This window comes from Bacillus sp. T33-2 (genome assembly GCF_002860205.1).
GTDB lineage: Bacteria > Bacillota > Bacilli > Bacillales > Cytobacillaceae > T33-2.
The window spans coordinates 128,201-142,468 of the sequence record NZ_PGVB01000005.1; the positions used below are offsets into that span (position 1 = coordinate 128,201).

General features: G+C 43.4%; 16 protein-coding genes. 5 read left to right on the plus strand and 11 right to left on the minus strand.

The window, feature by feature from the left end:
• Nucleotides 1–35: 35 nt before the first annotated feature.
• Nucleotides 36–533 carry a metallophosphoesterase family protein gene (locus tag CVD19_RS04165; RefSeq protein WP_101580613.1) on the minus strand — a complete coding sequence of 166 codons (498 nt, stop codon included), beginning with the start codon at nucleotides 531–533 and terminating at the stop codon, nucleotides 36–38.
• Between the two features lie 116 nt (nucleotides 534–649).
• On the minus strand, nucleotides 650–1,189 hold the full coding sequence (locus tag CVD19_RS04170; RefSeq protein ID WP_101580614.1) for a hypothetical protein: 540 nt from the start codon (nucleotides 1,187–1,189) through the stop codon (nucleotides 650–652).
• A 205-nt stretch (nucleotides 1,190–1,394) separates the two neighbouring features.
• Between CVD19_RS04170 and CVD19_RS04175 the strand changes: the two genes are divergently transcribed.
• The gene (locus tag CVD19_RS04175; RefSeq protein ID WP_101580615.1) at nucleotides 1,395–2,456 is read left to right on the plus strand and encodes a sulfite oxidase; all 1,062 of its coding nucleotides are present in this window, start codon (nucleotides 1,395–1,397) and stop codon (nucleotides 2,454–2,456) included.
• A 215-nt stretch (nucleotides 2,457–2,671) separates the two neighbouring features.
• Here CVD19_RS04175 and CVD19_RS04180 read toward each other — a convergent pair whose 3' ends face one another.
• Nucleotides 2,672–3,358, minus strand: a complete 687-nt coding sequence (locus CVD19_RS04180) for a phosphatase PAP2 family protein (protein WP_101580616.1) — start codon at nucleotides 3,356–3,358, stop codon at nucleotides 2,672–2,674.
• A gap of 92 nt (nucleotides 3,359–3,450) precedes the next feature.
• Nucleotides 3,451–4,278, minus strand: a complete 828-nt coding sequence (gene ku / locus CVD19_RS04185; protein ID WP_101580617.1) for a non-homologous end joining protein Ku — start codon at nucleotides 4,276–4,278, stop codon at nucleotides 3,451–3,453.
• Nucleotides 4,279–4,444: 166 nt separating this feature from the next.
• Between ku and CVD19_RS04190 the strand changes: the two genes are divergently transcribed.
• Entirely contained in the window at nucleotides 4,445–6,286 is a 1,842-nt protein-coding gene (locus CVD19_RS04190; RefSeq protein WP_101580618.1) for a DNA ligase D, read from the plus strand.
• A gap of 39 nt (nucleotides 6,287–6,325) precedes the next feature.
• Here the strand turns inward: CVD19_RS04190 and dapF are convergent, their stop codons facing one another.
• On the minus strand, nucleotides 6,326–7,315 hold the full coding sequence (gene dapF / locus CVD19_RS04195) for a diaminopimelate epimerase (RefSeq protein ID WP_101580619.1): 990 nt from the start codon (nucleotides 7,313–7,315) through the stop codon (nucleotides 6,326–6,328).
• Between the two features lie 102 nt (nucleotides 7,316–7,417).
• Here dapF and CVD19_RS04200 point away from each other — a divergent pair, with 102 nt between their 5' ends.
• Nucleotides 7,418–7,687, plus strand: coding sequence for a hypothetical protein (locus CVD19_RS04200; RefSeq protein WP_101580620.1), 270 nt, complete (start codon nucleotides 7,418–7,420; stop codon nucleotides 7,685–7,687).
• Between the two features lie 43 nt (nucleotides 7,688–7,730).
• Here CVD19_RS04200 and CVD19_RS04205 read toward each other — a convergent pair whose 3' ends face one another.
• From CVD19_RS04205 to CVD19_RS04230, 6 genes are all read right to left on the minus strand, one after another.
• A complete protein-coding gene (locus CVD19_RS04205; RefSeq protein WP_101580621.1) occupies nucleotides 7,731–8,522 on the minus strand; it encodes a hypothetical protein in 792 nt (263 codons plus the stop codon).
• A gap of 223 nt (nucleotides 8,523–8,745) precedes the next feature.
• The gene (locus CVD19_RS04210) at nucleotides 8,746–9,591 is read right to left on the minus strand and encodes a patatin-like phospholipase family protein (protein WP_101580622.1); all 846 of its coding nucleotides are present in this window, start codon (nucleotides 9,589–9,591) and stop codon (nucleotides 8,746–8,748) included.
• Nucleotides 9,592–9,713: 122 nt separating this feature from the next.
• A complete protein-coding gene (locus tag CVD19_RS04215) occupies nucleotides 9,714–10,493 on the minus strand; it encodes an ABC transporter permease (protein ID WP_101580623.1) in 780 nt (259 codons plus the stop codon).
• Nucleotides 10,490–11,398 carry an ABC transporter ATP-binding protein gene (locus CVD19_RS04220; RefSeq protein ID WP_101580624.1) on the minus strand — a complete coding sequence of 303 codons (909 nt, stop codon included), beginning with the start codon at nucleotides 11,396–11,398 and terminating at the stop codon, nucleotides 10,490–10,492. The genes CVD19_RS04215 and CVD19_RS04220 overlap by 4 nt, the downstream gene beginning before the upstream one ends.
• The gene (locus CVD19_RS04225) at nucleotides 11,398–11,598 is read right to left on the minus strand and encodes a PLDc N-terminal domain-containing protein (protein ID WP_101580625.1); all 201 of its coding nucleotides are present in this window, start codon (nucleotides 11,596–11,598) and stop codon (nucleotides 11,398–11,400) included. Before CVD19_RS04225 ends, CVD19_RS04220 begins: the two co-directional genes overlap by 1 nt.
• A 115-nt stretch (nucleotides 11,599–11,713) precedes the next feature.
• On the minus strand, nucleotides 11,714–12,034 hold the full coding sequence (locus tag CVD19_RS04230; protein ID WP_101580626.1) for a DUF4870 domain-containing protein: 321 nt from the start codon (nucleotides 12,032–12,034) through the stop codon (nucleotides 11,714–11,716).
• Nucleotides 12,035–12,202: 168 nt separating this feature from the next.
• Between CVD19_RS04230 and CVD19_RS04235 the strand changes: the two genes are divergently transcribed.
• Both CVD19_RS04235 and CVD19_RS04240 read left to right on the plus strand, forming a co-directional pair.
• Nucleotides 12,203–13,330 (plus strand): amidohydrolase, encoded by a 1,128-nt coding sequence (locus CVD19_RS04235; protein ID WP_101580627.1) that lies wholly within the window; start codon nucleotides 12,203–12,205, stop codon nucleotides 13,328–13,330.
• A 281-nt stretch (nucleotides 13,331–13,611) separates the two neighbouring features.
• Entirely contained in the window at nucleotides 13,612–14,172 is a 561-nt protein-coding gene (locus tag CVD19_RS04240) for a GNAT family N-acetyltransferase (RefSeq protein ID WP_101580628.1), read from the plus strand.
• Nucleotides 14,173–14,268 lie beyond the last annotated feature (96 nt).

Sequence of the window (14,268 nt, forward strand, 5' to 3'; positions counted from 1 at the left end):
CAGTACCTTGTTATTTTTCACAATACATCCCTGGTTTAAACTTTTTCATGATATAAGACATGGCGGGCTTCGAGGCTGTTCCCAAATGTAATGATGCCGTAAGAGTACTTTTCCTGCCGACGTTTATCAGTTGCCGATCCAGGATTGAATAATATCATTCCATTAACGTCTTTTAATAAAGGGATATGTGAATGGCCAAAGACAAGGCAATCAAGCTTTTCCCCGGAAAATGCCTGCAAAGCCCTTTTCTCTGTTGTCAGCCCTTTTCCATGCCCATGCACTACGCCAATTTTATAACCATTTATACTGATTATTTCCCGATCGTTTAGGAGCCGATTCAGCTCCGGGCTGTCCACATTCCCTGTAACGCCAACGACCTTCGCGTATTGGGAAAGCTCGTTAAGTAATTCTATCGTCTGCCAGTCGCCTGCATGTATGATCAGATCAGCTGTTTTCAGATCCTGCTTGAGCTGCCCAGGCAGCTGCTTCGCCCTTTTGGGCATATGTGTATCAGAAACCACAATCACTTTCATAGCGACACTCCATTTGTTACAATCCCTGCCACACTCTTGGCTTGCAAAATGTAGACCAGTGAGTTTTGCTTCTCTGTCCAGTGAAAATCGAAGATTGGTTAGCACTTTGAAGCGTATTATCCCCGTTTATTCTTGTATTCAGTAATATCGTAATAATCCTTTGATTGTTTATATCCATTATACTCAATATCAAGGTCATGAAAAAAGCGGTGCAGCTTCAGCAGCGTTTTTTTATCCTTTTCACCATTTTCAATGTCGCTGGCGTAATTTGATATAGTCTTAAAATCGCTTTGAAGGTCCGTGTTCTTAGTTTCTATTGAGCCAATGATCAGTCTGAGCTCAGCAGCCTTGTCCTTCTGTTCTCCCCATTTAACCGCATCGATCCTGCCCCAGCCAAGCTTCTGGTTATACCATTCATGCATTTGCGATATAAAAGAGCCTACATTTTCATAATCATTAACCGGTGCTGATGAGCCTTCCGCAAATTTTGCAGCTTTAGCGTCTTGGTTCTCTCTCTCCTCTGCCACGGCTGGTTCCTTCTCAGAATCACTGGCTTTATCTGTGTTTAATAATGCGTAACCAAAATAAAATGAAAAGCTCACGAAAAGTATTCCGACGAAGCCAAACAGGGCCTTCCACTTGTTTTTATTTTTCACTGCGGTTTTGAGACCTCCCTTGTCCAATAATTCTAGATCTGATGTATTGAATGTGTATATAGCTGAAATATATTCTTGTAATATATATTTTGACAAGCAGCAGAAAAACCCTTTATCAAAAATACAGGCATCCCGTTTCGTTTTGCTTTCTCTGGTCTTTATTTTAGGCTCAAATAATACATTATGTACCGGGAGGAGGCGAACTATGGGCTATAACGTTACAAATATACGGCCTTATCTGACGACAAAAAGCATGGCACCCGAGAACCAGGAATCCCCGGTCCATTTTATTCCAGTAAAAACAACACCAGTTCAGCTGTTTTTCAGACGGAACCATTTTCCTTATCCATTTTTTTCCGAAGATTATTTTAACCTTCAAGTTTCAGGTGCTGTCGAAACTCCGTTGAATCTGAACTATTGCCAATTAACTCATTCACCCGCAAAAAAAGTAGATTGCCTTTTAGAATGTGCCGGAAACAAGCGGTCCTTTTTTAAAGAAAAAGTTTATGGAGAGCAATGGGACGATGGGGCAATCGGCGAAGGGACATGGAAAGGAGTACCGCTTTCCTATCTGATAAAACTGTGCGGACTAAAGGCTGGCGCCAAAGAAGTTGTTTTTAAAGGAAGAGATGCAGGCATTAAAAAGAACCGGCTCACCCATTTTGAACGAAGCCTTCCTATTTCCAAAGCACTCGATCCAGATGTAATTGTCGCATGGGAGTTTAACGGGAATCCACTGACATTTAAACATGGATTTCCATTCAGGCTGATCGTCCCTGGCTGGTATGCTATGGCTTCCGTAAAATGGCTATCAGAGATTCATGTCATCAAAGATTCGTTCACAGGGCCTTTCCAGGATGAAGACTATATGTATTATCCTGATCCAGCCTCGAATAAGGGCTCGTTTCCCGTAACAGCAAACCATGTAAATTCGATAATCCAGCAGCCGCTTCACATGCAAATCCTGAACGAAGGTGCTCACATCATCAAAGGTATTGCGTGGACAGGTAAAGGAGTGATCACCAAAGTTGAAATCAGCTTTGACAAAGGGCGGTCATGGACGCACATGCCATTTTCCGAAAAACCCCGGCATAACCGTACCGTTGCCTGGCACTTCCCGGTTTATTTAGCGGCAGGGAATGAGTACCATATCTCAATCAGGGCAGCGGATTCAGCCGGAAGAGTTCAGCCGGAACAGCCCTTTTGGAACCGGAAAGGGTATGGATATAATGCTGTTGCGGAAATAGAAGTTATGGTAAATACCTAGTATGAAACCATTGAAAAAGGTACCGATTTGGTACCTTATTATCATAATGTTCCATTAGCTTGCTACATCCTTTGCAGCCTTTTTTATGAAGTATATGATAACGCTGTCAACAGCTTCCCCAATTTTCGTAAATTTGCACCCAAGGCTCATCAGTATTGATGGACCATGATTCCGGCAGTGAATATGGAGAAATATTTTCTGCAGGCCGAAAACCTTTACTGAAAGCTTCGGTGAACTCTTTTTTTGCGTATGCTGCGGATTTCATACAGTCTAAAACCAATGATACATATCATGAGCCAGGCTCCGCCTGCACAAAATCCTCCAATTACATCACTCGGATAGTGCACACCAAGATAAATCCTGCTTATCCCTATCGCAATGATTAATATGGCCATCAACCCGGCACCAAGCACGCTTAATCTTTTGGATTTGGCTGTAAGTACAATAATATAACCTACAGCTCCGTAAAAAATGAATGACCCCATCGAATGTCCGCTGGGAAAGCTGTAACTCGTCTCTTCGACAAGACGTTGAATATCGGGGCGTTCCCTTTTAAAAACCGATTTTAAAAAAACATTAAAAACAGCCCCAAGCGCTGAAGAGCAGGCAATAAACAAAGCAAGTGCTGTTTTCTTGGCCATTAATAGAATAATAAAAATGAAAATGACGCAAAACGCAATGAACCTCACAGATCCAAGAAAGGTTATGGCCGAGACGATTGAAGTTATTTTTGGAGAAATATAGGACTGGACAACATTAATAATGGCATGGTCGAACCGATCTAATTCACCTTCTGATAGTTCACTTACTGTTTCAATAAAACCCCCAATGAAAGAGAAAAGAATTCCAATAATTAAAGCTGCATAAATAAGCTTCATTTTTGTCGGTTTATTCAGAATCATTCTATCAGCCCTTTTAAAATTATATTTCGTTTTCAACAGTTTACCAAAAAAACCGATCTGCGCCAGGCCTGATCGGTTTTCAGATTTGCACTTTATGCTTGTTTTTTCTTGACTGGTGCCCTCTTTCTCTTTGCTGGTTCTTTTTTGGGTTTGGTCTTGTCGATCGATGCCTGGAGAGCTGCCATCAGGTCGGTTACATTGGATACCGGCTCTTTTTCAGCAGGCGTCACCAGCTCCTTTCCAGTTCGTTTTGCTTCGATCAATTCAATTAGTGCCGTCCGGTAATCATCCGTATATTTTGCCGGGTCAAATTTTGTTGTTAGCTGGTCAATGAGCATTACCGCTGTTTGAAGCTCTTTATCAGTCACTTTATCTTCAGCAGGAACATTGGGCACATCCAGCGCTTTCCGGACTTCATCAGGGTAGTGGATGGTTTCCATAACAAGCGTATTCTCAAACACCCTGATGACCGCCAGCTGCTCTTTAGACCGGATGACAATTTTCGCAATGCCGACCCGCCCGGACTCGGCCATTGCTTTTCTAAGCAAGGAATACGCTTTCCCGCCACCCTCATTTGGGGACATATAGTACGCACGGCTAAAATAAATTGGATCAATTTCTTCCATTTTAACAAAGTCAATAATTTCTACTGCCCGGTCTTCATTCTCTTTTTTTAATTTTTCAAGGTCTTCATCCTCCAGTACGACAAATTTTCCAGTTGTGTACTCATAAGCCCTTACAATCTCTTCACTTTTTATTTCCACATCACACACCGGGCAAACCTTTTCATATTTAATCGGTGAATGGCATTTTTTATGGAGGTTCCTTAATTTTATATCCTTATCCTCGGTTGCTGTATGGAGCTTAATGGGTATGTTGACCAGCCCAAAACTGATACTCCCTTTCCACATCGTGTGCATGAACATTCTCCATTCTTTTTTTCTTAATTTGCTTTAAGAAATAACTTGCAATTCGTAAAAACTTTTGCCAGCCGAGTAGATTCTTCCTTGGTAAGGAAAACTATCAGAAAGCGGAATCGTCTTCACCGGTAAGTTTGATGCCAGACATTTGTAAAGGAGGGACAGAATGAAGCCGATGCTGCCTACCCTCACATTCGACCCGCCAAGGGGAAGTGGCTGGAGGTATGAGGTGAAATATGATGGGTTCCGGGCGATTCTGGAGTGGGGATCCTACATCCGCCTTACGAGCAGGAATGGCAAGCCATTGCTCGGCCTGTTTCCTGAAATAGAACAATTTTTGCTTGCAAACGAAGCAAAATTCCATCCCTTGTTGCCGCTCAGCCTTGACGGAGAGCTTGTGGTCCTGGAGAACCCGTATAAGGCTAATTTTGGGACGTTGCAGGTGAGGGGCAGAATGCGTTCGAAGGATAGGATTGCCGAAAAAGCCCGGAATGCCCCGTGCACTCTCCTCATTTTTGACATTCTGCAACTCAAGGGCAAGCCCCAGACTGCTTTCGATTATGAAACACGAAAGCGTACCCTGGAAACTGTTTTCCAGGCAGTTGAATTGCCCCTCCGGCCCGGTAAAGCCCAACAAAGCCTTGTCCAGATGATACCCTCCCATGACTCTCTTGACCCAGTTTGGGAGAAGGTGGTTCTCCATGACGGGGAAGGAATCGTCGCGAAAAGGCTGAGCAGCATCTGGGAGGAGGGAAAACGGGCGGAAACATGGGTTAAGTTGAAAAACTGGAAATATGTATCCTGCTTTGTCACCGCATATGAAAAGCCAAACGGGTATTTTTATGTATCTGTTTTCAAAAATAATGAACCCCATGTAATTGGCTCGGTGCTGTTTGGCTTCAAACCAGATGAAAAGCAGGCATTGTATGAAACGATCAAAGGAAACAATACTGGCGAGGATGACCGCTTCATCCATGTGTCACCTGGCATCTGCCTTGATGTAAAATACCTTGAATTGTACGAGGACCAGCTAAGGGAGCCACATTTTCACCAGTTCCGGTTTGACCTCAAGGCAGAAGAATGTACGTTTGAGCGCTTTGTACAGCAGCAAAAAAACGTACCTGCAGACATTGAAATCACCAACCCGGACAAGCCTTTATGGGAATCTCCTGCTATTAAGAAAATAGACTATATACACTACCTCCGGGAAATTTCACCTTATATGCTGCCTTTTTTAAAGGACCGCTTATTGACAGTGATCCGTTATCCGCATGGGATGTTCGGGGAAGCCTTTTATCAAAAAAACTGCCCGGAATATGCCCCGGAATTTGTTCAAACCGAGGTTTCGGAAGGAATTGAGTATATTGTCTGCAACAATTTGAAGACCTTTATGTGGCTTGGCAACCAGGTTGCAGTTGAATTCCATATTCCGTTTCAATCAATCCAAAGCAAAGGCCCAAGCGAAATCGTCCTTGACCTTGACCCACCGTCCAAAAATGCTTTCAATCTGGCCATAAAAGCAGCACTGCTTATTAAAGATGTGCTCGATCAGCTGAAATTGATTTCTTTCATAAAGACATCGGGCAATAAGGGGCTGCAAGTGTACATACCCTTGCCTGAAAATCGTTACTCCTTTGACGAAACTAGAATGTTCACTTCATTTGTGGCACAGTATTTGGTCTCCAACGATCCAGATTCTTTTACAATCGAGCGGATGAAGAAAAACCGCGGCAACCGGCTTTATGTCGATTATGTACAGCATGCGGAAGGGAAGACGATCATTTCTCCCTACTCTCCAAGGGGAAATAAGAATGCCACCGTTGCTGCACCCCTGTTCTGGGATGAAGTGAATGAACAGCTGACGATGGAGGCATTTCAAATCACAAATATTATTGAGCGTATTAATAAGAAGGGATGCCCGTTTCAACATTTTTTTACCGTAAAGGAAGAACAGAATTTCGATCCTGTCCTTGATTTCTTAAAGGGAAAGACGTCTTCCCTTCTGTAGACAAAAAAATTCCTGAATTGCTTCAGGAATTTTTTCATTTTATCGTTTTAGGGCATCTTCCACTACTTTCTGTGCCTGCTTCTGTAATTGTTCATACTTTTCTTGTTCCTCGTATTGGTCCTTTTCAAGTACTTCAAACAGCCCACTGCCTGGAGAAATGTCCGTTTTGACACGGGCAGCGTATAAATACGTGGCATTGCCGATCAAGTCGATTGTATAACGACCATCATGATTATGCACAACGCATTTGACCATTCCACCAGGGTTGTATACTTCAGTAGCTTCTTCGCCTTTGTTTTCCCCTGTCAGGCATGTCACCAGGCTTGAGGCAGACATCGCGGTTCCGCATGCATTCGTGAAACCGACACCCCGTTCAAACGTCCGGACATAGATTTTCCCTTTGTCCAAAATCTTAATGAAACTTACATTGACTCCATCGGGAAAAAACGGATTAGGCCTGTTTATACCCTCACTCAATTCCTTTTGCAGATCAGACGCAAGCACATCGCTATCAACGATCGCCACAAGATGAGGGTTCGGCACAGCCACCGCCGTAAATAACAGGTCATCTGACAGTGCTGGAATTTTCTCGTTAATAAGTTTTTCCTGATCGAGGTTTAAAGGAACATCCTCAAGCCTGAATGATACAGGCGAAATTTCAACTTTGTATGTCGGGATTCCCGGGTAAATATCATTTTGTTTGCGGACTTGAAGATCAGCCTTCATTGTCTCAATGACAGCTTCCTCGATCCCGAGCTTCTCACACACATATCTGCCTGCACAACGCAGCCCGTTGCCGCACATGGAAGCTTCGGAGCCGTCCGCATTGAACACACGCATTCTTCCGTCTGCTTTCCCACTTTTTAAAATGTATAGAATACCATCAGCCCCTAGAGAGCCGGTCCTGTCACAAAGAGATTTTGCAATGTTCGCGCGGTCGGACTCGGTAAAATTGTAATCGCGGTCCACTTCATCTATCAGCAAAAAATCATTGCCAGACCCATGGCATTTGATCAAATCAATCAACATTATGGCAGCCTCCAAAAAAAGTTCGTTATAATAAAAGATGCCATAACTTTTCATTTTGTTCAATATTCAAGCACGATCATAAAGAGGTTAGGAGAAACCATTTTGTTGAGTGAACAATACCGGTTTAAATTTTTTATTGAGGATGTCGAGAATAATCTGTCTGGTGCCAATGAAAAAACAGCGATTGTGACATCAATATTACTTTTTGAGCGGAAAGAAGTCTTCTCGGGAATCGTCCGGGTCCGCTTGAATGAATTTGGCATTTTCCCTGTAGCCGAGGATATCTCAGCATTTTCTGAACAGCTGTCCATACGGAGGGCCCTTGCTGCGGAAATAAGGAAATATATTAAACCGCAAAAACGGTTTTTATAGTCTTGCTTTGTGATACAGAACTATTAAGTTGCCCATGCGCTGTTCAATGGTTCGAATACATATAATGCACAGCGATCGCTCCTATCACCGCCAGCTTTTCCTGCATGGAGATATTTGGGTCAAATGTGAGTACGGGCATATTGGCATCCTTGAATTTTTTGCCCCATTCTACAGGCATCCATCCCTTTTGCAGGCGGGCTGCCGTTTTTCCATTCTGTTTTGTAAAGTGGATATCAGTATACAAAGACGATTGGTCACACCTGCTTAATTCCACACCTTCACCCAACAATGCGATTCCGTTGTCTCCTTGTGCAGAGGCTCTCATTTGCCGGTAACGGCATATGGTTCTCTTTTTCATGTCCAATACGTTGACGGTTGATCCGTTAATTTTTAATTCTGTCACCAGATTCCCGTCTTTATCGTACAAACCGAATGTTTTGGGAATCAGTTTGTCGATAAAATAAGGCAAAATCCATCTTAAGCCAATGGGTTGTGCTTCTTTTACTTCACCGACAAGGAGCCCGCCCGGTTCAAAAAGCAGCAGCCTTAAAGCAGGAGCCGGTGCAAAAGCAAGCAGCAAGTCATTATTGGCCAATAACTCTTTACTGTCAGTGCCCACATCTATAATCGATTCCTTAAATCGGTTTGAATACAGCAGATAACCGTGAAAATGGATGAAACTGAAGGCCAGGAATGGAATTAACAGCAGGAACAGCGGCGGTTTCTCCGGCAAAAAGAGGCTTACAGCCAAAATCACTGCCAATATAATGACAGCTGCTGTGCATGCATTCAGGAATGTAACAGCTGTTTGCCTATAGTATTGTTGTATGCTCATATTATTTGCTCCTTAATGTGTTCTCTATTAATCACTTCCATTCTATTAATTTAAGCAGTAATTCATTCTTAAATATCAAAGGTTTTGCATGAATTATAGATGGCGTTTGTGTTGTTGCGGGAATATAAAGAATATGAATGGGAAAATGAAATAAGGCCGGATTTCACACAGAATTCCGGACCTTTGTAAGCAAAGTGAATATTAGATTTCGAATCATAGAGTGTTATAATGCTGCGAGTGCCGTTACATACTTCTTTGCGTCCTCATACCCTTGAAGGTACAATTTTTCCAGTTTTTCAGGATTGCGTTCCATCCGGCCGACTTCAAGCGGTTGGGAAGGCCTGATCACTAGCACATCCCCTTTTTCCTCTTGTTCCACAATATACTTGATCGTTTCATTATAGAGTTTATAGCGGGCAGCCAATGCTTTTTGCAGCCCTATATATTGTGGGTATTTTCTTTTTACGAGGAACTGGAGTTTGGAAGGTTTTTTAACATAGCCTTCATTCCTTGTCAGGATGACAACATTTTTCCGGTTCCCGTCCAGTTGCGCCTTTTTGAGCGGAACCGGGTCACTGATGCCTCCATCAAGCAAAATCCTGTCGCGGTAATGGATTTCTGGCGCGATAAACGGCAAAGAACTAGACGCCTTTAAAACGGTCAGCAGGTCGTTACCGTATTCTTTTTTTCCAAAGTAAACAGGATCGCCCGTCTTGCAATCGGTCGTCCCAACAACAAGTTCAGTTGGGTTTTCATTGAATGCATCATAATGATAGGGCACCAGCTTATTGGGAATCTCATCAAAAATAAAATCCATGCCAAAAAACTGGCGGGACTGGAAATAGTTTTTCCATGATATGTAACGGGGATCAGAAACATAATCGATGTTAACCGTGCGGTTTCTCCCTTTTTGTTTTGAAAGATACGACGCAGCATTGCAGGCTCCGGCAGAAACACCTATAACGTATGGAAAAAAAATCTCCTTCTCCAAAAAATACTCCAGGATGCCTGCTGTATAAACCCCGCGCATCCCTCCCCCTTCAAGTACGAGACCAGCATTAACAGTCACACTAAGGTCACCCTCTCCTGGCAGACAGCTTTATCAAAATTATTTTAACATAGGTGTGAAAAAAATCACTGTGTTCTGCTCCGGCTGCCTGGTTCATGGTTTAAACCTGCATGGACACCTGTTCATCCTGCCAATTCTTTTTTGCGGAGAACTGCAGCACATAATCCCAGCAGCAAGACGGTTCCACCAGTAACTGCCATAGCTGATGCCAGCGTATGATCGGGAAGCTCGCCAGAAACCAACAGTTTTCCGGCGTAATTGTTTAACAGCCCAGGGCTCCATTCCATCAAGTGCGGCAATGAACCGCTTATAATGGTTAGAATGACGATAGTGGCAATTGACGTAACTCCTGCTGCGCCAGGCTGTTTAAACAGCCCGCTGAAAAAAACGGTTATTTTGAGGATGAAACAAAACCAGACAGCGATCACAGCCAGAGAACTAAAAAAGTTCTCGGCAGGTATATTTTCAAACAAGACCCCTGTATAATACCAGCTCGAAAGAGAGCTGAGCAGCAGTGATAACAGCAGCAGAACGAGTGATGCAGCCCATTTGGCGGTAATGTAAGAAGCATATGAGACAGGTTTCACCAGGATTAATTCGGCTACGCCGCTTTTCCTTTCACCGGCGATTATACCTGCCGAAGTCAGCACGACAATCAAAATCCCCAACGTATTAAATTGTTCCATGCTCATCAGCATGACTTCGGCGGCCGATGGCTTGGGAATGTCGATGACGGTCCCTTCTGGAAGCCCTCCGAGAGAATCAATGATTTGTGGCATGTAGTAAGTTGACAGCGGATCCATGACGCCAAGGAGAATAAACGTGGCCGGCACCCATATCCATTTGAAATTCCTTGCCTTTTCAAGAACCTCTTTTTGAAAAAGCGTATTCCATTGCCTCATTTTTGCACCACCTTCATAAAGACGTCCTCAAGATTCATAGTGCTGAGTTGAAAGCGGATGAGCGGCCAATTTTTCCTCGCCGCTTCCTGCAGGATGACATGTTTCACCAATTCAACATCTTTCGCAAAGATGCTTGCACTGTTCCCTTCTGCCACTACGTTTTCAATCGCGTCCTGGCAGGGCAAATCATCGATATAGAAGCTCGCATTTTTATGGAAAACAAGATCAATTTTTGAATGCTTATATTTTTCACGAAGCTGGTCCATCGTTCCTTTCTCCACGATCATCCCATTATGAAGGAACAGTATGTCATCACACACTTCTTCCGCATCATTTAAAAAATGGGTCGAAAAAAGGACGGTTGCCTCTTTTTTCAGCAGGTCTATCAAATCAAGGACCTCTCGCCGCCCAAGGGGATCGAGAGCAGATACAGGCTCATCAAGCGTCACCAGTTTAGGGCGGTGGATGATCGCCTGGGCAATACCGAGCCGCTGCTTCATTCCGCCGGAATACTTGCCGATCCTCCTGTTTTGGGCTTCGCCAATCCCGACAAGCTCCAGCAATGCCGCCGTCCTTGATTTTGACTGGCCTCCCGAAAGGCCGGCGAGCTTGCCGACATGCTCCAGGAATTCGCGTCCTGTCATCCAATCATGAAAAACAGGGTGCGGGGGCAGATAACCAATGAATTTGCGTATATCCTCACCTTCCCGTGACCCATCAAAAACAATCTTTCCGGATGTCGGCGCGAACAAGCCGGACAACATTCTTAAAGTGGTTGTCTTTCCCGCCCCGTTCGGACCGATGAGCGCAATGCCTCTGCCTTTTTCAAGTTGAAATGTAATCCCTTTTATGATTTTCGTTTGCTGAAAGCTTTTTTCAAGTCCTTGGACTGTGACAAGTGGCATCACTCACTTCTCCTTCTTACCACGAAATAAAGAATCGGCCCGATAATGTTGATGAAAATGATAATCAGGAACCACAGCCATTTCGGACCGTTCGTATTCCCGTTCCTCACCAGGTCAACTAATGAAAGTACAAGAAGAATGAATTGTATGACGAGGACCGGTGCAATCAAGGCCCAATTGATGCTTTCAAACAAGTCCATTTTACTCTCCCCCTAAACTGTTCGTCTATTTCGATGATAAGACGCACTACTCATTTATTTCGTTTATAAAAAACAAAAAAAATCCCCCAGCCGGGAGATGAGCGGAATTGTCATTTTATAGTAAACGGAAAATAAATGGGATGCGGTATTCTTTTCCCTCATAAGCTTTTATTGCACCAATAACAGTAAACACAATTGCGGCTATGCCAAGGATGCTTAACATGAAAATACCAACCAGGACCAGGACTAAAATCGAGCTTATAATGGCATAAACCGTATAAGAGATTAGGAAGTTAAAATACTCCCTGCCATGATAATCGATATAACTCGACTCATCCTTCTTCACCAGCCAGATGACCAGCGGCCCGATGAATGCCGTAAAAAAGCTGATCCCATAAATCGCTGCGGCAAGCAGTCTTTCTTCATTTTTAACCATGTTTTCTTCCCCCATAATTTTATTTCTATTTATGTTTACGATTAAGGTTATAAAAGGTTTCAATTCCCCTTTCACTCATATGAAAAATGCGTGCACAACAGTGAGACAATCTGAGTCTTATCTGTTTTTTCTCTACTACAATCATACAATACAAGGATAGGTACGAAAATGACCATAATTTTATTAAAAAATGCGAATGTGTATCCTGTTACATCCCCACCTGCCAGCAATTGTGACGTCCTCATCGACTGTGGGAAGATAAGAAAAATCGGAAAAAATATCGCCGTTGAATCAGGTGTTATTATGATCGATTGTACTGACGGTTTCCTGTTCCCAGGATTTATTGATGTCCATACCCACCTGGGATTGTATGACGAAGGAACAGGATGGGCCGGCAATGACGCCAATGAAACGATTGAGCCGATGAGCCCGCACGTACGCGCAATTGATGGCGTATATCCGCTGGATCCTGCGTTTACTGACGCAATAAAATACGGTATTACAACTGTCCACGTAATGCCCGGGAGTGCGAATGTCATAGGGGGAACAACTTCTGTTATAAAGACTGCCGGGAAAAACATCAAAAAGATGATCGTCCAGGAAACAGCGGGTATAAAAATAGCCCTTGGAGAAAACCCGAAGAGAATCCACAGTCTCGGAAACAAAGATTCAATTACCAGGATGGGAATAATGGGAATGCTCCGTGAAGCATTTTATAAAGCAAAACATTCAGACAACCCGGAATCATTAAGGGTCGCCCCTATCATAAAAGCTCTAAAAAGGGAGATACCTGTCAGGATTCATGCCCACAGAGCTGATGACATTATTTCTGCCCTGCGGTTTGCTGAAGAATTTAACCTTGACATAAGGATAGAACATTGTACAGAAGGGCATTTAGTTGCCGGAGAGCTGCAAGGATTGGACCTGAAGGTGTCTGTTGGTCCAACCCTTACACGCCGTTCGAAAGTTGAATTAAAAAACAAGAACTGGAAAACATACCAGGAGCTGACCCGCCACGGGGTCGAAGTGTCGATCACAACGGATCACCCCTATACACCGGTCCAATACCTTAACATTTGTGCTGCCATTGCTGTAAGGGAAGGTCTGCCAGCCCAAAAAGCTCTTGAAGGAATTACAATTTTGCCAGCGAAAAATTTAAGAATCGACAGCCGGGCCGGGAGCATTGAAGAAGGTAAAGATGCCGATCTGGTTTTATGGAGCCACCATCCATTCCATTTTTTAGGAAAGCCAAAATGGACGATGATCGATGGGTTGATTGTATTTCGCGATTCATAAAATTATGATGATTTAATGTTGAGATTTGGCGGAAAACCGCTAAAAAAATTGGCTAAAACCTATTTTCATTTTCTTTTTTTTTTAGTATGATACTATTGCTTGAAAGAAAATTTCATATTGGAATTTAATTAGGGAAGGCAAATGGTGCGCCACCAGTATTCCTGGTCCTAGTGGGTTCGATTCCCACCCCGAAATTTTTTAGCAACTTTACAAAAAATTTCGAGGGTGGGCCAAACATGTTTTGGCATGGGATTGGACTGCCTATTATTGGAGGGATACGAATGCTCAAGAAACGTGATCTTCACGACTCACATGCTTTGTATGAGCTGATGGCGCACCCGGATGTCTTCCCTTTCGTGCGCCAAAAAGCTTATTCATATGATGAGTTCGTTTTTATGACAAAGCAGACAATTGAAGCGGAAGAACGCGGCGAAATGATTTCGCGTACGATTCTTGATGACTGGGGAGCTCCAATTGGGACGATCAATTTATTCGATATTCAGGATGGAGCAGGTTTTTTAGGAACGTGGATCGGGAAACCATTCCATGGCAAAGGATACAACAGTCTTGCGAAGGATGCTTTTTTCCAGGAGCTTTTCTATGAAAAAGGCATTGAAACAATATTCATGCGGATCAGAAAAGTGAATGTCCGTTCCATTAAGGCAGCAGAAAAATTGCCTTATATCGTAAAGGCCAATGAAACGAGACCTGCGATTTATGGTGAGCTGAATGCCTCGGGGGAAATCTATGACTTGTATGAAATTCCAAAGGACCATTATACTCTGCATCTGCGCAGAACTGCACCTCTTCATGAAGAAACGTCCCAATTGCTTGAAGCGTAATGACAATCCAAACACCCTGCTTATGCAGGGTGTTTTTTATTGAACAACAGCTTTCTTGATTGAACACAAAAGAGCTGCACATTATCCATGCAGCTC